Source organism: Massilia sp. CF038 (assembly GCF_900129765.1).
Lineage (GTDB): Bacteria > Pseudomonadota > Gammaproteobacteria > Burkholderiales > Burkholderiaceae_D > Telluria_A.
This window is the reverse complement of record NZ_FQWU01000001.1, coordinates 1,697,306-1,723,721: the sequence shown is the minus strand read 5'-3', so window position 1 is coordinate 1,723,721 and position 26,416 is coordinate 1,697,306. Positions and strand designations below refer to the sequence as shown.

Here is a 26,416-nt window from a genome sequence, read left to right as displayed (position 1 = left end):
GAATTGTCCGACTTTCTATAAAGCTGTCGGATCGACACTAGATCGTATTTGCAATTTGACTAAACTTCAACCAATTAACACCAAAAGTAACAGCCGCACGCGACCAAATGGGCTTTAACTGGACAAAAAAGACCTCACTTGCTGCACAGAATGCAATTTGTTTCATGATTCTCACGTAATTGTAAAACCGTTGTGTAAAGACAACCAGCTTTCATTTCACTTATTGTGCGTCGGGGAAATTTTGTTTGGGTTAGGCTGCTAAAAATGCGCGATTCGCGCATAGGCAGATTGCTAAAATAGGCGGGGAGCGCTGCAGGCTCCTCTTTTTTCGATCAAGGCATCACGCAACGTGCTAATTCCTAAAGTTTTGCTGGTGAACGACGATGCGGCGAGCCTCATGGCGCTCGAAAGCGTCCTCATGTCCGGGCCTGGCGAGCCCGATTTCGAATTGCTGACGGCAAGTTCCGGCAGCGAAGCGCTGCGCGAAGTGCTCAAGCACGAGTTCGCGGTTATTTTGCTGGACGTGAACATGCCCGGCATGGACGGCTTTGAAACGGCCGAGGCAATCCACTCGCATCCCCGCTCCGCCTCGGTGCCCATCATCTTCATTACCGCGCACTACGACGACGAGCTGCACCGCATCGAGGCTTACCGCAAGGGCGCGGCCGACTACTTGTTTACGCCGGTGATCCCCAGCGTGCTCCTGACCAAAGTAGCGGTGTTTGTCGACCTGACGCGCAAAAACCTGGAATTGCAAGCGAAGACCGAAGAACTGTCGCGCCTGAATCAGGACTTGCGCGTGCAGCGCCTGCAAGACCTGGAGCGCATCAACCAGGAACTGGAAGCGGAGGTGGCTGAACGCAAGGTGGCCGAGGAGCGCGCCAACGCGCTCTCCATCCGCGACCCGCTCACCGGTCTGGTCAACCGCCGCTCGCTGATTGCCCAGCTCGAGCACGCGGTCGCCTCGGTCGACCGCAACGGCAGCGAGTTTGCCTTGCTGTTCCTGGACCTGGACAAATTCAAACATATTAACGACACGCTCGGCCACGAAGTCGGCGATGAATTGCTGCGCCAGGTGGCCGCGCGCCTGCTGGCATCGGTGCGCGTGTCGGACGTGGTGGCGCGTCTGGGCGGTGACGAATTCGTGGTCCTGCTGGAAGGTGCCGGCGCGGGCGCCAATGCCGCACGCGTAGCGCGCAAGATCGCGCTGGCACACAGTAAGCCGTTCGAGATCAAGCACCACCGCGTTCACACCTCGACCAGTGTGGGCATCGGCCTGTACCCGCAGGATGCGCGCGACGCTGCCCAGCTCATGAAGAACGCCGACACCGCCATGTACCACGCCAAGCAGAATCGGCGCGGCAGCATCGAGTTCTTCCGCGAAGAGCTCAACACGCGCGAGCGCGAGCGGGCCCGCTGGATCGCCGAGCTGCAGCAGGCGCTGGCCGGCGACGAACTGGAACTGCTGTTCCAGCCGCGCGCCAGCCTGCCCGAGCGTGCCCTGAGCGGCATCGAAGCGCTGCTGTACTGGCGCCACCCGCAGCATGGCATGATCGCCGCGACCGAATTTTTGGCCGGCCTGAATGACCACGCGCTGCTCGAGCAGGTGACCCAGTGGTCCATCGGTGCGGCCTGTACCCAGGCTGCCGAATGGCGCCGCGCCGCCCCGTCGCTGCCCCAGCTGACCATGTCGGTCGATCTGCCGGTGCTGCGCCTGTCGACCGAACTGGCCGACAACGTGCTGGGCCACCTGCGCAAATGCAAACTGCCGCACGGCTGGCTGGAACTGGACATCTGCGAGCATCTACTGATCGGCAACAGCGACGCGGCGCCCGTACTGCGCCAGCTCAAGGCGGCCGGCATCAAACTGGCGGTGGACGATTTTGGCAGTGCCGGCGCTTCGCTGGCGACCTTGCGCGCCCTGGCCATGGACATGCTCAAGATCGACCGCGCCTTTGTGCACGACCTCGATACCGACAGCGGCGCCGACATGGCCGCCGCCATCATCCACCTGGGCCGCGCGCTTGGCATGCGCGTGCTGGCCAAGGGCGTCGAGCGCGATGACCAGCTGACCGTGTTAAATTCCCTTGGCTGCGACCAGTACCAGGGTGACCTGTTCAGTCCTCCCTTGCAGGCAGGCGCCATGCTGGCTATGCTGCAAGCCCAATATACCGATTCCATAACGAGCCAGGCGCAAAACAAGCCTGCCCACCACGCCAACCAAAACGACCGAGGACCACGTCGATGAATAACATGACTGAAATTGCCGACGAATTAGACGCAAAGCTGCTGCTCAACACCCTGATGGCGCTGAAAAAAGGCGACTTCACGGCGCGCATGCCATCGGACCTGACGGGCATCTCGGGCAAGATCGCCGACACCCTTAACGACATCATCGAGACCAAAGAAAAGATGGTCCATGCGGTCACCGATGTGTCGCGCGTGGTGGGCCGCGAAGGCCGCCTGACGCAGCGTGCCTCGGTGCCGAACGTGGTGGGTGGCTGGGCCACCATCATCAGTTCGGTCAATACCCTGATTGACGATCTGGTGCGCCCGACCACGGAAATGGCGCGCGTCATTGGCGCGGTGGCCAAGGGCGATCTGTCGCAGACCATGGCGCTGGAGGTGGACGGCCATCCCCTGAAGGGTCAGTACCTGCGCGCAGCGACCACCGCCAACACCATGGTGGAGCAGCTGTCCTCGTTCTCGTCCGAGGTAACGCGGGTCGCGCGCGAGGTGGGTACCGAAGGTAAGCTGGGCGGCCAGGCGCAGGTAAAAGGCGTGGCCGGCACCTGGAAGGATTTGACCGACTCGGTCAACTCGATGGCAGGTAACCTGACTTCCCAGGTGCGTAACATCGCCGAGGTGACCACCGCGGTAGCCAACGGCGACTTGTCGAAAAAAATCACAGTGGACGTGCGCGGAGAAATTCTGCAGCTGAAGGACACCATCAACGTGATGGTGGACCAGTTGCGCTCCTTCGCGTCGGAAGTCACGCGCGTGGCGCGTGAAGTGGGTACCGAAGGGAAGCTGGGCGGCCAGGCGTACGTGCCGGGCGTGGGCGGCACCTGGAAAGACTTGACCGATAACGTGAACTTCATGGCGTCGAACCTGACGGGCCAGGTGCGTAACATCGCGGCGGTGACGACCGCGGTGGCCAATGGCGACTTGTCGAAAAAGATCACGGTGGACGTGAAGGGCGAAATTCTCGAACTGAAAAACACGATTAACGTGATGGTGGACCAGTTGTCCTCCTTTGCATCGGAAGTAACGCGGGTGGCGCGCGAAGTGGGTACCGAAGGAAAGCTGGGCGGCCAGGCGCAGGTGAAAGGTGTGGCCGGTACCTGGAAGGACTTGACCGACTCGGTGAACTCGATGGCGGGTAACCTCACGGGCCAGGTGCGTAACATTGCGGACGTGACGACCGCGGTGGCAAACGGTGACTTGTCCAAGAAGATCACGGTGGACGTGAAGGGCGAGATTCTCGAGCTGAAAAACACCATCAACGTGATGGTGGACCAATTGAACTCGTTTGCATCGGAAGTAACGCGGGTGGCGCGCGAAGTGGGTACCGAAGGTAAGCTGGGCGGCCAGGCCAACGTGCCCGGCGTGGCCGGCACCTGGAAAGACTTGACCGACGGCGTGAACTCGATGGCGGGTAACCTCACGGGCCAGGTGCGTAACATTGCGGACGTGACGACGGCAGTGGCCAACGGCGACCTGTCCAAAAAAATCACGGTGGACGTGAAGGGCGAGATTCTCGAGCTGAAAAACACCATTAACGTGATGGTGGACCAATTGTCCTCATTCGCGTCGGAAGTGACGCGGGTGGCGCGTGAGGTGGGTACCGAAGGGAAGCTGGGCGGCCAGGCGTATGTGCCGGGCGTGGGCGGCACCTGGAAGGACTTGACCGATAACGTGAACTTCATGGCGTCGAACCTGACGGGCCAGGTGCGTAACATTGCGGCGGTGACCACCGCGGTGGCTCGCGGCGACTTGTCCAAGAAAATCACGGTGGACGTGAAGGGCGAAATTCTGGAGCTGAAAGACACCATCAACGTGATGGTGGACCAATTGTCCTCGTTTGCATCCGAGGTCACCCGGGTGGCGCGCGAAGTCGGTACCGAGGGTAAGCTGGGCGGCCAGGCTAACGTGTCCGGCGTGGCCGGTACCTGGAAAGACTTGACCGAAAACGTTAACCAGCTGGCGGCAAACCTGACCAACCAGGTGCGCGCGATTGCGGAGGTGGCAACGGCGGTGACCCGCGGCGACTTGTCGCGTTCCATTCAGGTGGAAGCGCGCGGCGAGGTGTCCTACCTGAAGGACAACATCAACGAGATGATCCGCAACCTGAAAGAAACGACGCAAAAGAATGCGCAGCAGGATTGGCTCAAGACCAACCTGGCGCGCTTTACGCGCCTGCTGCAAGGTCAACGCGACTTGCAGGCTGTGACCAAGCTGATTCTGTCGGAGCTGGCGCCGCTGGTATCGGCCCACCACGGCGTGTTCTACATGATGGACTCGCAGGAGATGGATGCGCGTCTGCGCATGATCGCCTCCTACGGCTACCGTTCCAGCCGCAAGCTGGCCACCTCGTTCCTGCCGGGCGAAGGCCTGGTCGGCCAGTGCGCGCTTGAAAAAGTCCGCATCTGGCTGACCGATGTGCCACGCGATTACATCGTCGTGTCTTCCGGCCTGGGCGCGGCGCCGCCAACCAATATCGTGGTGCTGCCGATCCTGTTCGAACAGCAGGTCAAGGCTGTGATCGAAATCGCGTCGCTCGACCGCTTCACCGAAACCCACCTCTCCTTCCTCGACCAGCTGATGGAGTCGATTGGCGTGGTGCTCAACACGATCGAGGCGAACAGCCGGACCGAATCGCTGCTGACCCAGTCGCAGTCGCTGGCGCAAGAGCTGCAGCAGACCAACCAGGAGCTAGCCGAAAAAGCGCGCCTGCTGTCCGAGCAGAACATCGAGGTGGAACGCAAGAACCGCGAGGTGGAACAAGCCAAACTGGCGCTGGAAGAAAAAGCCACCCAGCTGGCACTGTCGTCCAAGTACAAGTCCGAGTTCCTGGCCAATATGTCGCACGAGTTGCGCACGCCATTGAATTCTCTGCTGATCCTGGCGCAGCAGCTGTCCGATAACCCCGAGGGCAACCTGTCGGGCAAGCAGGTGGAGTTTGCCAAGACCATCCACGGCTCCGGCTCCGACTTGCTGACTCTGATTAACGACATTCTCGACCTGTCCAAGATCGAATCCGGTACCGTCACGCTGGACGTGTCCGAGTACCGCTTCTCGAATCTGCGCAACTACGTCGACCGTACCTTCCGTCACATGGCCGAAGCAAAGCATCTGGGCTTCACGGTGGAACTGGCCGACGCCCTGCCAACGGCCGTGATGACCGACACCACGCGCCTGCAGCAGGTGCTGAAAAACCTGCTGTCAAACGCATTCAAATTCACCAGCCATGGCCATGTGGCGCTGCAAATTTCGCTCGTCACCAGCGGCTGGACCTCGGACCACCCGAACCTGGTGCATGCGGACGCAGTGCTGGCGTTCTCGGTCAAGGATACCGGGGTCGGTATTGCGGCCGACAAGCTGCAGCTGATCTTCGAAGCCTTCCAGCAGGCCGACGGCTCGACCGCACGCAAGTACGGCGGTACCGGTCTGGGTCTGTCGATTTCGCGCGAACTGGCGCGTTTGCTGGGCGGCGAGATCCGGGTCGAATCGGTCGTCAATGCTGGCTCCACCTTCACGCTGTTCCTGCCTTACAACCGGGCTGGCTTCATCAACTACGATCAGGCCCGCCAGCCGCAGCAAGGCCGCATGGCGCCGCCGGCGCCACCGCCGCAAGTGGTGTATTCGGGCAGCTCCAGCTTTGCCCAGGACGTGGCCGTGGTCGAAGCCGATCCAGTCCAGCTGGTGGAATACTCCTCGGTGCTAGACGACCGCGGCTTGATCGCACCGGGCGACCCGTCCGTTCTGATCATCGAAGACGATGAGCGCTTTGCCCTGGAGGTGGTGGAATTCGCACGCGAGAAGAACTTCAAGGCCATCGTCACCAACAAGGGCGATTCGGCCCTGTCGCTGGCGCGCGACTATCTGCCCTCGGCCGTGATTCTCGACCTCGACCTGCCGGACATCGACGGCTTCACCGTGCTTGACCGCCTCAAACGCGACCCGAGCACACGCCACATTCCGGTGCACGTGATGTCCAATCTGCGCGAGCGCGAACGCGCCTTGCGCCAGGGCGCCATCTCGTACATCAACAAGCCCGTCAGCCGCGACGCGCTGCAGGAAGAATTCACCCGCATCCAGAAGTTCCTGCTGGGCGGCAAACGCAGCCTGCTGGTGGTGGACGACGAAAAAATGCAGCGCGACTCGATTGTGGCCCTGATTGGCGACGCCGACCTGCGCATCGTCGCCGTGGAAACCGGCCAGGCCGCGCTGGAAGCGCTCAAGGGCTCGCATTTCGACTGCATGGTGCTGGACCTGACCCTGCCCGACATCAGCGGCTTCGACCTGCTCGATTTGATCGGCAAAGACCCGTCCCTGCGCGACCTGCCGATTGTGATCTACACGGCCAAGGAATTGTCGCGCAAGGAAGTGACCAAGCTGAAACGCTATGCCAAGACCATCGTCATCAAGGATGCCCGCTCGCCCGAGCGCCTGCTCGATGAAACCGCCCTCTTCCTGCACCGCTCGCACGCCTCGCTGCCGGAACTGCAGCGCCGCATGCTGGAAGAAATCCATGCGGCCGATGGCGGTCTGGCCGGACGCAAGGTCCTGATTGTCGATGATGACTTGCGCAATATTTTTGCGCTGTCGTCGCTGCTGGAACGCCAGCAAATGCAAGTGTCCTTCGCCGAAAACGGCCGTGATGGCATTGAAGTACTGGAAAAGGATCCGACCATCGAGATCGTCCTGATGGACATCATGATGCCGGAGATGGATGGCTACGACACGATGCGTGCGATCCGCCGTATTCCGAAGTTCAAGTCGCTGCCGATCATCACGCTGACCGCAAAAGCAATGAAGGGCGACCGTGACAAGTGCATTGCAGCCGGTGCTTCCGACTACATTACCAAGCCGGTCGATGTGGCGCAGCTGCTGTCGCTCATGCGGGTCTGGCTGCATTGAGCCATATGCAGCATACCGACACGGTGCGCGCCACCGAGGAGCTGGAAACCGAACTGCTGCTCGAAGCGCTGTTTCAGCGCTTCGGTTTCGACTTTCGCGCCTACGAGCGCAGCACGCTCAAGCGCAAGCTGCAGGCGGTGATGCAGCAGCGCCAGCTGGCCACCGTCTCGCAACTGCAGGACCGCATGCTGCACGATCCGCAAGCGCAGGCGGCGCTGCTGCGCGCCCTGAGCGTGCAGCCGGCAGCACTGTTTGACGATCCGCAGCAGGCACGCCAGCTGCGCGCGGTGCTGGCGTCGTCACTGCGCGCCAGCGCCGTACCCAAGGTCTGGCTGGCCGAATGCGCGGGCGCGGAAGAAGCCTGGTCGCTGGCGATTTTGCTGGCGGACGAGCAGCTGCATGCGCGCACCGAGATTTTTGCCACGGTGGCCAACGAGGACGTTCTGGCGGACGTGGCCGGCGCCAGCATTGCGCTTGAGCGCCTGGACGAGTACCAGGAAAATTATCTCAAGAGCGGCGGGCGCGCCAACCTGGCGGACTATTTCGAGACTCACGGCAAACGCGCCGTGCTGCAGCCTGGCCTGCGCAGCCGGATCACCTGGGCCCAGTACAACATGGTGACCGATGCCTCGTTCAACGAGTTCCAGCTGATTTTATGCCGCCATGCGCTGGCCGATTTCGGGCCGGTGCTGCGCCAGCAGACGCTCAAACTGTTCCATGACAGCCTGGCCCTGTTTGGCGTGCTGGGACTGGATCGGGAGATGGATGATGGTGACGTACTGCGAGGCAGCTACCAGCAGATCGCGGCGCATCACTCGTGGTACAAGCGAATCAGCTGATACATCGTCCTCGCGAAGGCGGGGACCTATAGCATGCTGAACGACTTCGGCAACGTGCTATAGGTCCCCGCCTTCGCGAGGACGATGTGGCGTTATTTCACCTTCGCGGACGGTCTTTCGGCGATCCGATCCCGCCACTCCTGCAGATGCGGAAGCCCCGCCGCACCCGGCTTGAACTTCATCAGACCACGCGCAAACTCCAGCGCACAGAACGCGGTGATGTCTGCCACCGTGAACCGTTCCCCGGCCAGATAGGGCTGCCGCGCCAGCACGCCATCGAACCAGCGCGCATTTTCCAGCATTTTTTCCCCTTGCGATGATCCAAACTCGGGAAACTGCGGCTGTTCCAATCCCGCTAGCGCCGGATGGGTATGGCGCACGCAGTTGGCAATACCCAGCAGCAGATGCATTTCAGCGCGGCGGTCCGCCATTTCGATGAAGGCAATTTCCTCAAAGCCGACACCCATGAGATTCGGTTCCGGATAGCGCCCTTCCAAATACGTGCAGATCGCTCGCGACTCGGCCAGCACGCGGCCATCGTCAAGTTCAAGCGCGGGCGTTTTTGCCATGGGGTTCTTGGCCCGGTAATCGTCGGTTTTGTGCTCGTTGGCGCTGAGGTCGACGGTAATGCTTTCGATACCGCTGATCCCCTTCTCGGCAATGAACATGGCGACCCGGCGCGGATTGGGCGCGTAGCTGCTGACGTAGAGTTTCATGCCGCCCCCTGCTTGCCTGACTGCCCGGTTTCGACCATGCCGCGCACCTTTTCCGCGAATTTGGCCGCCTCCTGCTCGGTGGCCTTTTCGAGATCGCGTTCGGACGCGGGCATGAGGATGCCTTTCTGCACGGCCGGGCGCGCGCCAATGGCATCGACCCAGCGCTTCAGGTTGGGCAGATCGTCAATGGCCACGCCTGACCATTTATGGGTACGCACCCAGGCCCAGTTGGCGATATCGGCAATGGAGTAGTCGCCGGCCAAAAACTCGTGATCTTTCAGGCGCGCGTCGAGCACACGGAACAGGCGCTTGCTTTCGCCCTGGTAGCGGTCAATCGCGGGCTGAATTTTTTCGGGGAAGTAGCGGTAGAACACATTGGCCTGTCCCATCATGGGGCCGATGCCGCCCATTTGGAACATCAGCCATTGCAGGACCTGCGAGCGGCCCTTGACGTCGGCAGGCAGCAGCTGGCCGTTTTTTTCGGCCAGGTACATCAGGATGGCGCCGGACTCGAACACGGCAAAATTGTCCTGCGCGCGGTCGACAATGGCGGGAATGCGTCCGTTCGGGTTGATGGCGAGGAACCAGGGCTCTTTTTGCACGCCCTGTTGCAATTCGAGCGTATGCAGCTCGTAGGGCAGCGCCAGTTCTTCAAGCGCGATGGAGACTTTGTGGCCGTTCGGCGTGGCTGCCGAGTAAAGGTCGATCATGGCTATCCTAAGGTCTGGTCAGGAAGTCAATCTTAGCGCTATTTACCGGATGCTGCCACGGTATGCCACAATCGCGCCCATGAGCCGATTACGACCGCTTGCGCTGCCCGTGCGCGCCCTGCTGTTCCAGCATCTCGCCGCCATGGAAAAAGCCGGCGTGCCGCCGGACCGTGCCTACGCCCTGCTCGATCTTGGCGCCGCGTCCCGTTCACGCGTGCAGGCATTCCAGCGACTGGTCGCGCGCGGCATCGATCCGCCCACGGCAGGGGCCAACAGCGGCTTGTTCAACACGTTTGAAACGCGCCTGCTGCGCGCCGCCTTCAATGCAGGCAGTCCCTACCCCACTTACAAGCGTTTGGCACGCCAACTAGCGACTGCCGCCACCCAGGCCATGACCTTGCGCAACCGGATGATGATGCCGGTCGCGGTGCTGGTGATCGCCCTGTTTGTCGCGCCGATCGCGCAGCTGATCACTGGCGCCTTGTCCACGTCTGGCTATTTGCTCAAGGTGCTGGGGCCGATGGTCGTCCTGGCAGTGGCGGGCATTGCTGCGGCGCGCCTGGTTGCCTGGTTCAATTCCGGCGCGCCCGGCCCGGGCCGCGCGGCGCTGGAGCGCAGCTTGCTGGCCCTGCCCCTGTTTGGAAAGCTGCACCTGCGCGCCAATGCACGCGACTTCAGCGAAAGCCTGGCCTTGCTGCTGGAAGCGGGATTGCCCCTGTTCGATGCACTGCCGCTGGCGCTCGATACGGTCATCAATCACCAGGTGCGTGCCGATCTGTCGACCATCACAGCGCGCGTACGCGCCGGTGCGCCGCTGGCACATGCCATCGGCGCGCTGCAGCTGGTCGACATCAGCCGCCTGCATCCGTTTGTGGTGACGGGCGAGGAAGGCGGCACCCTGGCCGAAATGCTGATGCGCCATGCCGACACCGAAAGCGAAGCGCTGGCGCTGGCCCAGTCCGAGATCATGGCCTGGCTGCCACGCGTGTTCTATGCCGGTGTGGCGCTATGGATGATTGCGCACCTATTGGCAACGCTGCCAACGGCGCGCGACGCAGCAGCGCTTGGCGTGCCACAATGGCAGACATGAAGCCCATCCTGTCGATTCTGATGACGCTGTTGCTGGCGTCCTGCGCGCTGCAAGCGCCGCCACCTGTGCCGCCGCCCGCAGCATCACCTAGCGCGCCTGATGCCCCGGCCTGGTATCAGCAAGCTGCCAGAGACGGTGTTCTCGTGTGCGCGATCGACAGCGCCAAATCCCTCATCACCGTGCTGGTGCGGCGGGGCGGCCCCATGGCCCGCTTCGGTCACGATCACGTCGTGGCCAGCCGCAGTGTGGAAGGTTTTGCCGCCCCGGCGGCGGGCCGCGCCGATGTTCAATTCCGGCTCGATGCCCTGAGTGTGGACGAACCTGGCCTGCGGCAGGAAGCGGGCCTCGACACCCAGCCCGATGCCGATGCCATTGCCGGCACGCGCACCAATATGCTCACGCGCGTGCTCGACGCCGAAACGTATCCGCTGGTTCAGCTGCACGCCGAGCGCAGCACGGCGGACAGCCAGAAAGTGAACCTGACCATCACCCTGCATGGCGTGACCAAAACGTTGGCGGTGCCGGTCATCGTCGAATCGAATACCGCCAGCGGCGCCTTCACGCTGCTGCAGTCCGATTTCGGCATCACGCCCATGTCGGTCATGGGCGGTGCGATTAAAGTGCAGGACGAACTGGCGCTGCAGTTTCGGCTGGTGGCGTGCGCGCCCTGATCCAGGCATCCACTGTGGCGGCACTGCCCTCCCCGGCGTGAAGGCCAAGCTTGGAGCGGCGCCATAAAATGTCTTCCGCCGTGCGGGCCCATTCGCGCTCGATCAGGTAGCGCGCTTCCACTTCAAACAGGCCGGGCACAATTTCAGCCCCCAGATCGGCCAGAGCACTGCATCCCGACAGCAAGCAGTACACGCGGGTGCCGTAGGCCCGTGCATAACGCTGCAGCACGGCGGGCGGCAGCCAAGGGAACGCGTCACGCACCTTGATTACCCACTGGGTGAATTCGAGCACGCTCTTGCTGGTTGGCCGTTCGCCGTACAAGTCGCCGCCGGGCAGACAAGCCTGGGCCGTCCATGCCGGATGACGATTGCCCAGCAAAGGCGCAATCCAGTCAAGCGCTTCCTCGGCCAGCTTGCGCGCAGTGGTGATTTTGCCGCCGAAAACGGTGAGCATCGGGGCGCCATCGGTGTCGTGCTCCAGCCGGAAATCACGCGTGGCGGCCGCAGCCTTCGCGGCGTCGTCCTGCACCAGCGGGCGCACGCCGGAATAAGTCCAGACCACGTCGGCCGGCGTGATCGGTTTGGAAAAATAATGGTTGGACAGCGTGCATAGGTAAGTGATTTCCTCGGCGCTGATGGCCACCTGGTTCAAGTCGCCCTGGTAATCGAGGTCGGTGGTGCCGATCAGGGTGAAGTCCTGCTCGTACGGAATGGCGAACACGATGCGCCCGTCGGGGTGCTGGAAAATATACGCGTAGTCATGATCAAACAGGCGCGGCACCACAATGTGGCTGCCCTTGATCAGGCGCAGCGACTGGTGCACCCCAGTGCTGGTGGCGCCGTGCAAAAATTCGGATGCCCACGGCCCGGCCGCGTTGACCAGGCAGCGCGCCTTGACCAGCGTGGTTGCGCCGTCGGCGTGGCTCAGCGTGGCGCGCCAGCCGTCGGCGCCGCGCTGCACGGCGCTGCAACGGGTGCGCGTGTGGATCTGGGCGCCGCGCTCGCGCGCGTCCAGCGCATTCAGAACCACCAGGCGCGCATCGTCGACCCAGCCGTCCGAGTACACAAAGCCGCGCGTAAATTCCGGTTTCAGGTCGCTGCCGGCCCGATGCTGGCGCAAATGGATGGCTTGCGAACCGGGCAGGAACTCGCGCCGCGCCAGCGTGTCGTATAAATACAGGCCGGCGCGGATCATCCAGGCGGGGCGCTGGCCGCGGTCGTGCGGCATCACAAAGCGCATCGGCCACATGATGTGCGGGGCGCTGCGCAGCAAGACTTCGCGTTCGATCAGCGCCTTGCGCACAAGGCCGAATTCGTAATACTCCAGGTAGCGCAAGCCACCATGGATCAGTTTGCTTGAGGCAGACGAGGTATGGGAGGCCAGGTCATCTTTTTCGCACAACATCACGGACAAGCCGCGCCCGGCCGCGTCGCGCGCGATGCCGGTGCCGTTGATGCCGCCGCCCACTACCAGCAGGTCGCACTCGATTGGTTTCATGGAGCAATTGTGGCCTAAAACGCCGATCCCCATCAACTTTTTCAGTGCGCTATACCGATCAAGGCGCCTTGCGCATGGTGCGCAACACCACTTCGCCAATCGCCCGGCCGAGCAGCAAGCCATCTTCATTGTCGTGTCGATAATGAATCCCCCCATACAGGCGCGAAGTTGCGGCCTGGGCCGCCAGCGCATCGAGCCGCGCCGCCTGTTCCGGGAAGAAGCTGGCAAGAATCCGCGCTGACGCGCCGCTGAACGCGGCATGGCCGGAAACGTAAGAAGGAAATGGGGGCGTCAGGATCGCCGTTTTCAAGTTAATCCCCAGAACCGTCTTGGCCGTGGTGATCGGGCGTGCTGTCCAATAATGGTATTTCACGTCCCATACCGCAATAAAGGTATCGGCCAGTGCCATATTGAGCATGGCGAACAGGCGCACCGTGTCTTCCTCGCCCAGATGATGTTCTTGAGCAAGGTCAAGCGCGATCTGGTTCCAGTGTCCCGGTGGCGTGACGCTGCCGCTCCCGTCGACCCAGAATTTGGCGATGGTTAGCTGTTCGGCTGTCAGGTTTTTTTGCAGCGCGACCACCTCATGCAAATCGGCCAGGAAACGGGCGGAGCCAAACGCCGGCGGTGTCGGCCGGAATTGGCCAGGCGTGCGCAATACCCAGGTTTGCCACGCCGGCGCGAATGGTTCATCAGGCGGATAATAGAAATACGGCGCTGTCGGCTCCCAGGCACCAGGACCGTAGTAGCGCCCATCACCATACCACTCCAGCCGCAAGCCGTTCCAGCCCCGTTCGGCACCGTCAGCCTGGGCTCGCGCAATGACGCGCTGCGCGACATGGGCACCGACTTGCAGCGCGCGCGCCAGCGTGGCCGGGTCGGCCTGGCCGGTCGCTGCCGCACGCCGGGCCAGCGCGCCGACAATCCGGTCGAATCCGTGCTCTTCGCTGGGCATCCAGAACGCCAGCACATGCGCTGCCGCGGTCGAGACGGCAATCTGGCGCGCCAGCACATCGGCATCGGCCAATGCCCAGGCATCATGCATGGCAACATGGACCAGCGCACTGCCCCGCGCGGCCCGGGTTGGCGCGATCTTGTGCTTGACGATCATCTTGAGCGTGAGCGCGGTCCAGGCCATGCTGGCCGGCTGCGCGGGCCAGGACCGGGCCATCAGCGCGGCCTGCGCTTCGGCTGCGTCGCTGGTGCCAAACACGGCCGGGTCATAGGCGGCAGCTGGCGTGGGTTCGGCGGCGTAAGACAGAATCGGCGCCGCGCTTGCCGAATGCGCCGCCCAGACCGCCAGCACGACAAGCATGCGCGTTCCTGCGCGCAGGTAGCGCGCGAGCGTCATGGCGCTTCCCCCGTCAGGCCGGCCAGCGCTTGCACCACGGCCTGGCGTCCGGCGCGCCGCGCGATGTCGATGGTGGCACCGGCAACCGGATGGACGCTGGGACGGGCGCCTGCTGCCAGCAGGCGCAGTGCCAGCGCATCTTCACCACTGTAGAGCGCGGCATTCAACACGGAAATCCCCTCCTCGCTGACGGCTGCCAGACTGGCGCCGTGCGCCACCAATGTATCGACCACGACCGCATGTCCACCGTAGGCGGCCAGGATCAGCGCTGTGTTGCCACGCCAGTCGCGCGCATCGATCTGGGCGCCGCGGGCCAGGAGGTTCTTGACAAGTTGCAAACGCCCCTGCGCTGCCGCATTGTGCAGTGCGCGTACCTGGCGCAGCGGCTCGGCCGCATTCACGTCCACGCCACTGCGCAACAGCAGCTCGACCACGGTACGGTCGCCCTGGGCAGCAAACTGCACCAGCCGAGCAGCGCTCGGCTGCACACCCATCAACTCCAGGCGCCGCCTGGCATCGGGGGCGTCCTGGGCCAGCACCATGCCCCCAGCGAGCGACAGGCACACCAGCAGCGCGGCACGGGCCAAGCCGCAAGGCCAAGGGTCCGCCATCATCGTACACGCGCCATCGGCTGGGTCCCCAGCCATTGGGACAGCATGGCCGGCAGATTGGCGTGCGCCGGCATACCCAGCACATGCCAGCCGATCTCGCCATTGTCCGTGATGGCGTGCACGGCCGGCGTCGCGCGCAGCGCCAGTGCGGCTGGCAAGTTCCGTTCGCGATCGAACAACCAGGTCACGCCGTCCAGCGCGGCATGCTGCTGCACCAGGCGCTGGGCCTGTGGCGCGGCGCCGGCGACCACAATCACCAGTTTGCCAGTCCAGCCGCCCTGCCGCCTGGCCAGGCTGGCCAGCAGCGCTTGCGCGCTTGGTTGTCCCGCTTCGACCACGATCAGCGCCCAGCGCCCGCCAGGGGGCAAGGTGCGGGTTGATGTGGCCAGACCTGCCTGGTCAACGAGCATTACTTCGGGCAACAGGCGCGCTTCGGCGCGGGCGGACAGCGCGCACGCCGCCCCCAAGACCAGCACGGCGCACCGCACACGCATCACTTTGGAAATCAGGATCATGGATCAGGGAAGAATAAAGTTAAGAATCGTTGCCTTGTCAGCAGGCGACAAGCCCTCAAGCATCTGTTCCTGCGTGCCCGATACCAAGGCTTGCGCCTTGGCGCTGGCCCGCGTCAACGGCGCCGACAGCGCCAGGGCGCTGAAATGCATCAAACGGACGGTCTTGCCAGGCGCAACGTTGAGGTTCCAGCCATAGCTGAAGCTCGCGTCGTCCAGCTTGAACTGCTGTACTGCCGGCGCCAATCCGCCGGCGCCATTGAATACCGTGGTCACGCTGTCGCGCGGCGTTTCATAGTAATTCGGCGCCGAATAGATCACGTAACCGGGGGCACGCGCCAGCGCTGCAGTGCGCAGCGGTCCTTCGCCGAACTGCACCCCGCCACGCAGGCGCGCGTTCAATGCAATGCTGACCGGTCCCGGATTGGTGAAACTGTCGACGATGCGCACGTAGCCGCCATTGACGGGCACGAAGAAGCGGCGCGTCACCGACAAGCCTTCGATGAGACGCGGTCCAATCTCGATTTCGCGATCGGCGCGCAGCACCCGTGCCGTGTCCAGCGTGCCGAACGGCATCCCATTGACCACCAGGCCATAGTAATCGTCATAGCGCAAGCCTTGCCCCTGCTCGCGGGCGCCGAGCGATCCCACCTGGCTGAGCTCATACTCGTAGGTATCGAGCCCCCCCAGCGCCAGGGGCAGCAAGCGTTCGCTGCCCAGGCGCACGGTGGTGACGGTACTGGCAGCCGGGGCCACCTCCGCCATCGCGACCCCAAGTGCCGGGCCGAACCTGCCGGCCAACACGCGGACCAAACCTGGCGGCACGTTCGACAGCAGGAAATTGCCTGCGCTGTCCGTCACGGCCTCGCCGCGGTAGCCCGCATACGCAGCGCCGACCTCGGCCAGCGTCACTTCCACCCGCACATTCTGGCCGACACGCGCCCCGCCCGTGCCCAACACCGTGCCCGACAGGGTCCCCCCGCGCGGCAACTGCAAGTCCAGCAGCAAGGGGATGGCCGCACTTTGCAGCGCGCCCCGTGCGCTGGCCGGTATGGCGCTGACCGGGTCGCTGGCCGAGGCCACCACCATGCCAAGCGCCACATGGTCGATGCTGTACTGTCCCTGGGCATCGGTGTACACGTAGCGCTCCAATGCCCCATCGACGTTGCGCACGAACACACCGGCATCAGCCAGCGGTGCCCCGTCCGCGCCGCGGACGATGCCGCTGACCGTGCCCGATGGCGGCAACTCGACATCGGACTGGAACAGCAGATCGGCCGCACCCGGCGTGCCCTGCACGCTGGCGGTCAGACCGTACTCATCCTGCGCCGTGAGGGTGAAGGCGCCGCTGCGCACACCGTGGAAGACAAAGCTGCCATCTTGCTCGAGCGCACTCGGGCTGATCATGACCCCGGCCACGTCAATCAAGTACATCTGTGCCGACGCCGGCGCGCTACGGTCCGGATAGCGCAGCTGACCGCGGACGGTGAGCACGGGAATGGCTGCATCGACCGTACCGCTGGTCGGCAGCGTCACGTTCAGCGTGCCATAGCTCGGCTTGTCCCAAGGCGAGATCTCCACCTGGGCCGGGCCGGGCGGCAAGCCCGCAAACATCCGGGTGTCGCTGCAAGCGCCGCTGGCCGACCGGCTCAGTCCGCCTGCATGGACGGTAAAGTTGCAATCGCCGAAATAGCGGGTGGAATCATCCAGCGCGTTCAAGCGGGCCAGCACGACCGTGCCAAGATCGAAGGTCATCGGCGCAACAGTGAGCAGCTGGCCGTTTTGCACGGTCACGGTGGTACTGACATGCGGTTTCGGGTCGCTATCGGCAGCATAATAGGCATCGAGCGTGACCGGTATCCCGCTGGGGACCCTGGTCAGCAGATAGTTGCCGCTGGCATCGGTGAGGCCCGAGACCGAGTTCGGCGCATCCGGGTGGATGCGGTTGGTCCAGCTGGCCACAATGGTCTGCCCTGCCGCCGGCAGCGCGCCGGGCAGCAGAAGGCGGCCCCCAATACGCCCCTGGCCTGCCATGGTGAGCACCAGGCCGTTCAGCGTCTGCCCCGCTTGCGGCGTCAGGCTGATGGTGGTCGTGGGCGCATCGTACTGGTAGTAACTGCTGGCCGAGAGCTGCAAAAGCTGGCCGGCCGGCACCTCTGCAAAACTGAAATTGCCTTCCGCATCCGAGAAGGCGGCCGCCAGATAATCATAGCGCCCGTCCGTCGGCAGATTAAGCCGGACAAGATGGCTTCCCAGCGGCTGGCCGGTCACCGAGCGCACCTGGCCACTGAGCGAGGCCGAGGCCAGCGTCAAGTTCACGTCCAGCACGGCGCCATCGTTGACCGGCACAGTCTCGGTGGCCGAGCGGATCATCCGGTTGCCGGCACTTTCTGCGTAGATCGACACCGGCGTCTCGCTGGCGATGTCCAGGGTGGCCTTGCCGTTGCTGTCGGTGGTGATGGTTTTTTTCTGCCCATAGTAGGCGACCTGCAGGACGGCCTGCGGCGCGGGCGTGCCGCCGTTGCTCACGGTCACGCGCAGCACCGTCGCTGCCATCAGCTTGGCATCGGTGCTCACGTCTTGCCCGGCCACGGCGACCGCGCCCAAGGTGGAATTGTCCCAACTGCCGCCAGCGAAGGCGTTGACGCGGTAAGTTCCCACCGGCACATTGGCAAAGCTGTAACGGCCTTCACCGTCCGTGACGGTTTCAACGTTCAACTCAGGCACCTCGTAGCGGGCCAGGCGCAAGCGCGTATCCGGCACTAGCGTCACGCCGTCGGCGCGCGTGAGCTTACCCTGGACAAGCGCGCCGTCGTGGTAAGGCTGCGGCGCCACGGGCACGCCATTGACGCTGGCAGCCAATTCGTAGCCGCCCAGACTGCCCGTCTGATTGCCGTCGGGAGCCAGTGCTACAGTGTAATACCCGCTCATGGTGGCACGCACCGCTTTCAGGTCGCCCTGGTAATTGACTTGCTCAAAATTGCGCTGAGGACCATAACCGACACCAGACGCTTTGCTGTTGTGGTCGGGATCAAACACGATCACCCCGACGGCACGGCTGGCCGGTGCGCCGATCACGGCAGCGCCTTTGGTCTGCACCGTCAAGACATCGCCAATGGTCACCGGCACCGAATACAGATGACGCTCTTCAACATAGGCGAACGACTTCTGTTTCACGACAGAGCGCTGGAAACGCGCGCTCAGCTCAGCCGTGGTACCGATGTTGTCCGGCTTGACCACGCCATCGAGCAGCAATTGTTCCGGCGCGCCGTCGAGCATGGCGAGCACGGTGACGCGATACGCGCCTGGCAGCACGCCCGGCACCGTCAGCGCGCCACTGGCATCGGTTTCACCCATCAGGCGCTTCTGGCCGCTGCCCATCTGCAGGTAAATCTTGCTACCGGCCAAAGGTGCATCGGCATGATCGCCATCGCGCGCCACGACCCGCACGCTGCCTACGGCACGCGCCAGAACCAGCGTTTCCGTCACGCTCTTGCCATCATCGGCGTCGCGCACCACCAGTGCCACATCCGTGCCCAGGGCCGTGCCTTCAAAAATATGGCGCGCGCCGACGGTATAGGTGCCAGCCTGGATGCCATGGAGTGTGAAACTGCCATCCTCGGCAGTGACACCGGCCTGCTGGCTGTTCCAGCGCACGTTGGCGCCCGCCACGGCGCGTCCTGCGTTGTCGCCATCCTGGACCTGCAGCTTCACGCTGGCCACAGCGCCAAGCGTGATGGTTTGCGCACTCACTTGGCCACCGAAATCAATGGTGCCACGCAATTGACGCTCATACGCGCTGCCGGCAAAGCGCGGATCGACCACGCGCAGGCGATAGCCGCCCTCGGGCACATTGGCCACCGTCAGCTTGCCGCCGGCGGTGCGCCCTGCGACCCGCTCGGACGCTTCCGCGTCGGACTGCAGATACACGGCCGTGTCGGCACTGGGGCGGCCGTCAACATGACTGACCGTCAACTGCACCGTACCCAATGCCAGCAAAGTCAGATTGCGCACCACGTTCTGGCTCGCGCTCACATCCACCGGCAGCTCGACCATCGCACGCGAAACCGGATCGATGGCCTTGATCACATAGGCACCTGCCGGCACCGCGTGGAAACTGTAACGCCCCAAGGAATCGGTGCGCGTGCTGCGCTGCACCGCGCGTCGACCCACATTCGCAGGGGCCGCGCCGACGCAGCCGAGGCAGGCGTCGAACTGCTGCCCTTCGGCTGCACCGCGCAATTCCACCAAGGCATTGACGCTTGCTTCACCGTTGGCCGTGAGTACCGTGCCCGCCAGGGCGCCGCTCGCTTGCAGCTGGATGTCCGTGACCGTGGTCCGTGCCAGCGTCACCGCGGCATCGAGGCGTTGGCCGCGCACGCGCGTGCCCTGGGCATGCGGCACATCGGTCATCATGTCGTAGCGGCCCGGGGCCATGCCCGGGAACACATAGTTGCCATCGGCGCCAATGCGGACATACACCGCACCTGGGGCATCCGGGTCGTCGCTGGCGCGCCAGACGCGACCGCCAGTTGCGTTCAGGTCGGCCGGGCCGCTGACAGCGCCGGTCAGAATGCCGGAATCAAAGATGACATCGGCCACATGGGCAGCTGACGGCGCCAGCACCAGTTCGCGTGACGGCAGACCGGTCAGTACGTGCCCGCTGTACTGTCCAAAGCAGCCCAACGCAGGCTGGGCCAGCAAACGCACGGCCGTGTCGGCCGGCAGCGCAATGGACGCGCTGTCGTTGAGCACACCTTGCACCGCGAACGCACCTTCCACCACCTTGGCTGGATCGATATTGGGCCGCTGAGCCGACAACATGCCGGCCACCGTGGTACCGGGCGCATCGCAGAAATCGTCGCGCCGCAGGCCCCACAAACGGTTAAACAGCGGGTGCGCGCTCTGGAACGCAACGCGCACGCCGTTGACCGGCGTGACGCCATCGCCTTCGAACACACGCCCGCTCAGACTGGTTGTCAGGCTCGGCAGTGAAGCGAGGGCACTGATGCCCCCCTGCGGGGCACGGAAGTTGACCAGCGCCGCCAGCTCCGACGGCAGCAAGCCGTCCAGCGCTTCCGGCGGCAGTTGCTGCAGGCGTTCGGCAGAGGCAATTGCGCCGGCACGGTGGACTTGCTGCACCACGAAGTGCATCAGCGCCAACTTGCCGCCAGGCGGCACCGTCAGATTGCTCCAGCGCTGTTCAAGCGTGCTGCTGTGCGCGTCAAGCGGCGTGAGCGCGACCAGGTCTGGCGCCGTGGGCGCGCCACGTTGGCCGTGGATATGGGCAGTCGCCGCCGGCGATTGATTGAGCAAGGGGTCACCGTCCTGGGCATCATCGAACACCAGCCAATCATCGCTGGCCGACGGTGCCGCCTGCGCGCTGGACGAGGCCAGCAGCGCGGCATCGCCGTAGGTCGTGCGCAAGGCCGCTTGAATCGTGACCGGACTGCTGCCGGGATTGTCGAAAATCTCCAGGTAGCGGGCGAAATAGCCGCCGCGCGGGACGTAGACTTTGCGACTGACCTGCAAGCCGGCCATCGGACTGGCCTGGACCACGGCAAACTGGCGCTTGCCCAGTTCCAGCGCGGCACTGGTTGCGCCGGTATACGGTTGGCCATTGACGGTCAGCTGCGCGGCGCGGCTGAAATTGCTGCCATTGTCCTGCACACTGCCATCGTTCTGGATCGGAAAGCCGAAGCGGTTGGCGTCTTGCATCGCCGCTGGCAGCGCAATCCGGTTCTCGGCCACGGTCAGGTCCAGCACGCCTTCCTCGCCATCGCTGGCAAGCACCAGCTCGGCGTCGGCGAAGCGGTTCAGTTCCGGATCAAAGGCCGTCACCAGTTGCGTGCCCAGTGCCAGGGCGCCGATGCGGAAGTTGCCGGCCGCGTCGGTGCGCCCGGCGCGGGTCTGGTTGAACGAACCATTGAGCAGTTTGACGTTGTACGGGAAGCCCGCGGCCAGGGTGCTGCCGTCCGGGCGCTTGATGGTGCCATGGATCGAAGCGGCAGGCGGCAACACCAGGGTCACCGGCAGCACCGCACCATTTTCATCGAGCGTCACGTCGATGCTCGTTTCGAGGTTCTCGTCGTAGCGGTTGTCCGGGTGGCGCGCGCGGATCCGGTAAGTGCCAACCGGAACGCTGTAGCTGACGCGCCCGCTCGTGTCAGTCAGCACGTCGGCACGCACATCGATCTTGACCAGGGCGGCCGGTGCCGGTGCGCCACGGGCGAAATTGACTTGCACTGCGATGGTGCCAAAGCCTTTCAGGCTGATATTGGCCACGCTTTCCTGTTCTGCCGCCACGCTAACGGCAGCATCGCCGCCCGCACGGCTGACCTCATCATATGCGCTCACCTGCAAGCTGCCGACGCGCGCGTCCGAGAAGCGGTAATAGCCCCCGGTATCGCTGGCCGTGCGACGCAAGGTGATGCCGTCGGCCGTCAATTGCAGCGCAGCACCGACCACCGGCTTGCCATCGGCAGCCGTGACCCGGCCCGAAATGGTACCGACTTTTTCCAGCACCACGCTGGCCACCGTGGTCTCACCGGCAAACGCGGTGGCCGTGGCGGTGCCGACGATGCCCACACCGCCCTGGGCGGCCTGGGGATGCGCCATCACGGCGTCGACCACGTAATCGCGCGGCGGCACGCCGGTCAGCAGATAGCTGGCATCGGCACCGGCGTCGGTCGCGTACAGATATTGGGTCGACTGTGGCAGTCTCAGGCGCACGCTCGCGCCCGGCGCCAGGGCACCGTTGGCACGCGTGATGGTACCGCGCAGATTGGCAGTGCCGTTGAAGATCAAGTCCTGCACCACGCTGGCCGGGCCCTGCGGGAACTCGACGACAGAGGCCGACGACGGCGCAGCCGTCATCGGGTGCGCGGCCGAAAGGTCGAAGCCATAGCGCGGCAGTGGCAACGGCATCGCGCTGCCGTCGATTTTTGCCTGCAGCGCGAACTTGCCGCCAGCGCCGCTGGTCACTTGCCAATCGCGTCCGAACAGCACTTGCTTGCTCTTGAAGTGCACCACGGCGCCAGGCACCGGAGTGGTGCCGTCACCGGACAAGACGCGGCCGCTGACGCTGGCACTGGTCACATCGGGCAGCGCTGCCAGCGTGCTCACGCCGTCGGCCGGCACCTGGAAGTTGGCGATGGCGGTGCGTTCGTCCGCACGCAAACCGGCCAGCGCTTCTGGCGGCAATTGCGCCAGGCGCAAGGCAGCCTCGCGGGCACGGAAGCGATCGAGCTGATGGAAAGCGAAGTGCACCAGCGCGCGCGACTGGCCCGGCTGCAGCGTGATGTTGTCCCACTGGACAGAGAACTTGCCCGTCTGGCCCAGCAATTCGTAGCGCGCGGCGCTGGCAGGCAGGCCGCCCACGCCGTCGAACAGATGGCCCGTGGCCGGCACCGACGCCGTCTCGAACGGATCGGCATCGCGCTGGTCGTCCACCACCAGCCAGCGGTCGCCGAAAGCGCCGCTGGCAAGGACGTTGTCCCCATCGGAGGTGTCGACAATGCGCGCATTGCTGTCGCCGCTGCCATGGTGCGACACCAGGCGTACGCCCACGGTGAGCGCTTGCGCGGTACGGTTTTCCAGCACTTCCAGATAGCGCGCGAAATAGGCATCGCGCGGCACGTAGATCCGGCGCGTGACATGCAGACCCGAACCATGATCTTCGTCCACCTCGAGCTGCTGCGCGCCGTCGCTCAATTTGCCGATACTGCCATCGCCATTGCGGAACGGCACCGGCACGCCATTGACCAGCAGCTCCAGGCGCATGCCGCCGCTCTCGTTGCCCAAACCACGGAAAGCGCCGTGCCTGCCGTTGGCCACCGCACCATCGCCGCGCACGTCAAACGTGAAGCCGTTGGCGTCATACAGCGTGTAGGGCATAGCCACCGCGCCATCGACCAGGGTCAGATCAATCACCGGGGCGTCGCCATCGAAGCGAATCCGGCCCAGGCCTTCGGCACGCAGACCGGCGTTGCCACTCGGATCGGTGGCGCGCAGGGTGAAGTTACCAGCTGCCATATCCAGCAATGCATACCTACCATTGCCATCGGTCGTCGTTTCGTACGTGCCGCTGTTGCTGCCCGGGCGCGCACCGTAGACCGGATCCGGATTGCTCAGCGCAACCTTGATCCCGGCCAGCGTACTGCCATCGGCCTTCGTCACGGTGCCGCTCACATTGCCAGAACCGATCATCTGGAAGTCGCGCGTGAGCACTTCATCCTGATCGTTGATTTGCAGCCCGACAAACTGGGCGCGGATGCGATCCTGCGGCGCCGATCCGACGCTGACCTTGCGCACGCGCGCCGTGTAGGCGGTACCGCCTTCCACGTTGCTAAAACTGTATTGACCATCCTTGTTCGTCACGGTGCTGTAAGTGACGGCAAAGCCGGCCACCAGCGACACTTCCATGTCAGGGCGCGGCGTGATGCCATCGGGACCGTACACGGTCCCGCGAATGCTGCCCAGCGGGCGCGTGGTCAAGGTCACGGCCAAGTCCAGCGTTGCCCCGTTGACCACGGTGCCCTGCACCGAACCGGCAATGGTGCCTACCTGGGCCGGCTTGCTGGCCTGGACGCTGACGTCGCCGTTAAAGACGGGCGCGGCCAGCACGCTGCCATCGGCACCGGTGGCAAGGGTAAATTCGCCGCCGAAAGGCGAGCCGCTGCTGATCACCACCTTGGCACCGGCCACCGGCTTGGCGGCGCTGTCGCGTACCGTCACACGCACGGCGCCCTGCCCCACCAGGCGCACCGGTACCGTGCGCACTTCATTGGCGGCACTCAGCTGGGAGATGGCAACACCGCGGTCGCCGCTGGCCAGTTCGGTCACGCGCACGCTCAACTCGCCCACCGGCACCAGCGTGAAAGTGAAAGCATTGCCGCTGTCAACCCGCTGAGTCGCGTAGGGGGTGGAACCACTGAGCAGCTCCACCTGCAGCGGCGCCCTGGCCGCCAGACCCGCAGCGGTTTGCACGCTGCCCTGCACGGTGCCAGTGGCGGCCAGTGTAACGTCGAGGGTCAGCGCATCGCCTTCAGCGATAAGACGGCCCTGGGCCAGCCCGCCCAGTTTGGACAACGGATTTTGGGCCGTGACGGCGATGTCGCCGACATACACATTCGGCAGCTGATAGCGGCCGGCGCTGTCGGTGACGGTATCCCAGCTGGCCGAGAAGGCGCCCACGCTGGCCACGCGCACCGGCGCATTGGCCTGCACCACGGCGGCGGCGTTGCGCACCACGCCGGACACGCTGCCTTTGCCCAGGTAGCGCAAATTGACTGTGAGAGGCTTGCCGGACACAATTTCCGTGACCACGACCTGGGTGCGCGCGCGGTTGCTGCCGTCTTGGGCCTGCAGCACATAGGTGGCACCACTGGCGATGGCAAAGCTGAACTGGCCTAGCGCATTGGTGCTGGCCACCGCACTCACGCCGGCCGTACTTGCGTCCAGGGTCAGAGCCAGCTGTTGCGGCTGCGGATTTCGCATCAGGAATACCTTGACCCCGGCCCCGGCTGGCGTGACGCCATCGCGTTCGAACACGGTGCCGACCAGCCCGCTGGCGGCCAGTTGTACCGCACTGACAACGGTGGCACCGTCGGCCGGCAGGTTGCCGCTCACGTTGCCGTTGCGGCCATCCTGGGTGCTTGCGCTCAGGGTATACGGGCCAATTGGCACGCCCTGGAACAGGAAGGCGCCGTCCGGTCCAGCACTGGCCGTAAACGCCAGACGCGAACCGGCCAGCGACTGCAGCGTCAGCGTGACGCTGGCAAAGGGCTTGCTGTCAGCATCGGTGACGGTGCCGCTCACACTGCCAACCGGGGTAAAGCGCAGATCCTGGACCAGCACCTGGTTCGGGCTCGACAGCACCACGCCGGGCAGACGCGTGCGCAGGCGGTTGTCGACAAAAGCGTCCAGGGTATAGGGACCGTCGCCCAGAGGCAGCGAATTGAAGCTGAACTTGCCGTCGGTGCCGGTGACCGATTGGGATACGATGCCGCGCTCGCGCGACAAAATACGCACCTGCACGCCTTCCTGGACGGTGGCACCGTCAGCAGCGAGCACAGTACCTGTAATGGTGCCCACCGGTTGCAGCTTGAGCGACACCGGCAATACCGCACCACCGGCCAGCAAGCCGATGGTGCTGCCCACCAGGCGCGACACCGGATCGCGCGCCGAGACCGTAAAGTCCCCTGCGGCCACAGTGGCAAAGGCGGCCGTTCCGTCGGGCCCGGTCAGCATGCTGTGGGTTTCACGGATGGCGCCCAGGGCGGTCAGCGTCACTGTCACGCCAGCGACCGGCTGGTCAGTGGCGTCAAGTACCGTGACGCGTACCTGGCCCTGGCCATTCATGCGGATGTCGGCGCGCTGCGTCTGGCCTTCAGCATCAATGCTGGCACCGACTTGCGCGCGGTCGCCGCTGCGCGGATCAATGGCTGAGATCGTAAACGTGCCGGCACTGACATCGGCCAGCGCGTAGCGGCCGCTGTCATCGGTCACGGCGGTGCCAACCTGCTCCATCGGCTGATGCCGGATCACCGTCACCTGGGCTTGCGCCACGGGGGTCGTGCCGTCCGCGCGCGTCACCTGCCCCGCGAGCGCGCCACGGGGGCCCAGCACGAACATATAGCTGCCGGCCACGCCGCCCTCGTTGGTGGCAGTGGCCACCACGCGCGCGCTCGAGCCGCTGGCAAACAAGGGCAACACCTGTACTTGGCCATCGACGCTGACCGAGGCCAGCAGATCGTTGCTGATGGTATAGGTGGTGCCGTCGGCGCGCGCGCTGACGTCGCGCGTGGCGGCATTCTCGGCAATGGCAGTGGCCTTGAGCTGGGCTGTCTGGCCCGTGCTCAGATGCTTGGCGTTCGCGCTCAAGCCCAGCGCGACCGGGGTTGGGTCGAGCTGCCCCCAGAAAATCTCGCCGGTGTACACCACGGTCGCGTCAAAATCGGGGAAGGCAACCGCCGTCTGGCCGACGCTGCCGTCGGAACAGCTGGCGCGGGCACGAAACGGCCCGGCCGTGCCGGGAATATTAAAGATGGTGAAGCTGCCGTCGGGTGCGATCGGCGCGTTTCGGTTGAGCGCACTGATGGTGCAAGTAGCGCCAGGCGCCGGTGGCGCGCCGGCCCAGGATGGCAAGGCAGTGGTGGCAAGCAGGAGAAACAGACACAGCAAGGCGTGCGCGCGGTGGCAGACATGGGCGAGCACCCGCGCAGGAAATGGTTGGAAAAGACGCATTGCTGTACTACTCCTGAGGTAATTCTGG

At 64.2% G+C, this 26,416-nt stretch carries 12 protein-coding genes; 5 read left to right on the top strand and 7 right to left on the bottom strand.

All coding sequences use genetic code 11. The features are described 5' to 3' along the window. Positions 1-349: 349 nt before the first annotated feature. Genes BUC24_RS07835 through BUC24_RS07825 form a run of 3 tightly spaced genes read left to right on the top strand, consistent with a single transcriptional unit; the run spans position 350 to position 7,982 of the window. Positions 350-2,248 (top strand): putative bifunctional diguanylate cyclase/phosphodiesterase, encoded by a 1,899-nt coding sequence (locus BUC24_RS07835; protein ID WP_083598769.1) that lies wholly within the window; start codon positions 350-352, stop codon positions 2,246-2,248. Beyond that, complete coding sequence (locus BUC24_RS07830; protein ID WP_073213490.1) at positions 2,245-7,143, top strand: HAMP domain-containing protein; 4,899 nt, start codon at positions 2,245-2,247, stop codon at positions 7,141-7,143. Before BUC24_RS07835 ends, BUC24_RS07830 begins: the two co-directional genes overlap by 4 nt. A 5-nt stretch (positions 7,144-7,148) precedes the next feature. Then, positions 7,149-7,982 (top strand): CheR family methyltransferase, encoded by an 834-nt coding sequence (locus BUC24_RS07825; RefSeq protein ID WP_073213489.1) that lies wholly within the window; start codon positions 7,149-7,151, stop codon positions 7,980-7,982. A gap of 92 nt (positions 7,983-8,074) precedes the next feature. Here BUC24_RS07825 and BUC24_RS07820 read toward each other — a convergent pair whose 3' ends face one another. Next, positions 8,075-8,698 carry a glutathione S-transferase family protein gene (locus BUC24_RS07820; protein ID WP_073213488.1) on the bottom strand — a complete coding sequence of 208 codons (624 nt, stop codon included), beginning with the start codon at positions 8,696-8,698 and terminating at the stop codon, positions 8,075-8,077. Beyond that, the gene (locus tag BUC24_RS07815; RefSeq protein WP_073213487.1) at positions 8,695-9,408 is read right to left on the bottom strand and encodes a glutathione S-transferase family protein; all 714 of its coding nucleotides are present in this window, start codon (positions 9,406-9,408) and stop codon (positions 8,695-8,697) included. Before BUC24_RS07815 ends, BUC24_RS07820 begins: the two co-directional genes overlap by 4 nt. A gap of 79 nt (positions 9,409-9,487) precedes the next feature. Between BUC24_RS07815 and BUC24_RS07810 the strand changes: the two genes are divergently transcribed. Further along, entirely contained in the window at positions 9,488-10,498 is a 1,011-nt protein-coding gene (locus BUC24_RS07810) for a type II secretion system F family protein (RefSeq protein ID WP_073214968.1), read from the top strand. Then, on the top strand, positions 10,486-11,169 hold the full coding sequence (locus BUC24_RS07805) for a YceI family protein (protein ID WP_073213486.1): 684 nt from the start codon (positions 10,486-10,488) through the stop codon (positions 11,167-11,169). Before BUC24_RS07810 ends, BUC24_RS07805 begins: the two co-directional genes overlap by 13 nt. Here BUC24_RS07805 and glpD read toward each other — a convergent pair. The 5 genes from glpD to BUC24_RS07780 are packed head-to-tail and all read right to left on the bottom strand — an operon-like array spanning position 11,114 to position 26,388. Beyond that, a complete protein-coding gene (glpD, locus tag BUC24_RS07800; protein ID WP_073213485.1) occupies positions 11,114-12,667 on the bottom strand; it encodes a glycerol-3-phosphate dehydrogenase in 1,554 nt (517 codons plus the stop codon). The two genes, BUC24_RS07805 and glpD, sit on opposite strands and share 56 nt — an antisense overlap. Before the next feature lie 58 nt (positions 12,668-12,725). Continuing rightward, complete coding sequence (locus BUC24_RS07795) at positions 12,726-14,018, bottom strand: vanadium-dependent haloperoxidase (protein WP_073213484.1); 1,293 nt, start codon at positions 14,016-14,018, stop codon at positions 12,726-12,728. Continuing rightward, positions 14,015-14,632, bottom strand: coding sequence for an ankyrin repeat domain-containing protein (locus BUC24_RS07790; RefSeq protein WP_178372496.1), 618 nt, complete (start codon positions 14,630-14,632; stop codon positions 14,015-14,017). Before BUC24_RS07790 ends, BUC24_RS07795 begins: the two co-directional genes overlap by 4 nt. After that, positions 14,629-15,144, bottom strand: coding sequence for a hypothetical protein (locus tag BUC24_RS07785; protein WP_073213483.1), 516 nt, complete (start codon positions 15,142-15,144; stop codon positions 14,629-14,631). The genes BUC24_RS07790 and BUC24_RS07785 overlap by 4 nt, the downstream gene beginning before the upstream one ends. 3 nt (positions 15,145-15,147) lie before the next feature. Next, a complete protein-coding gene (locus BUC24_RS07780; RefSeq protein ID WP_073213482.1) occupies positions 15,148-26,388 on the bottom strand; it encodes a carboxypeptidase regulatory-like domain-containing protein in 11,241 nt (3,746 codons plus the stop codon). Between the last annotated feature and the right edge of the window lie 28 nt (positions 26,389-26,416).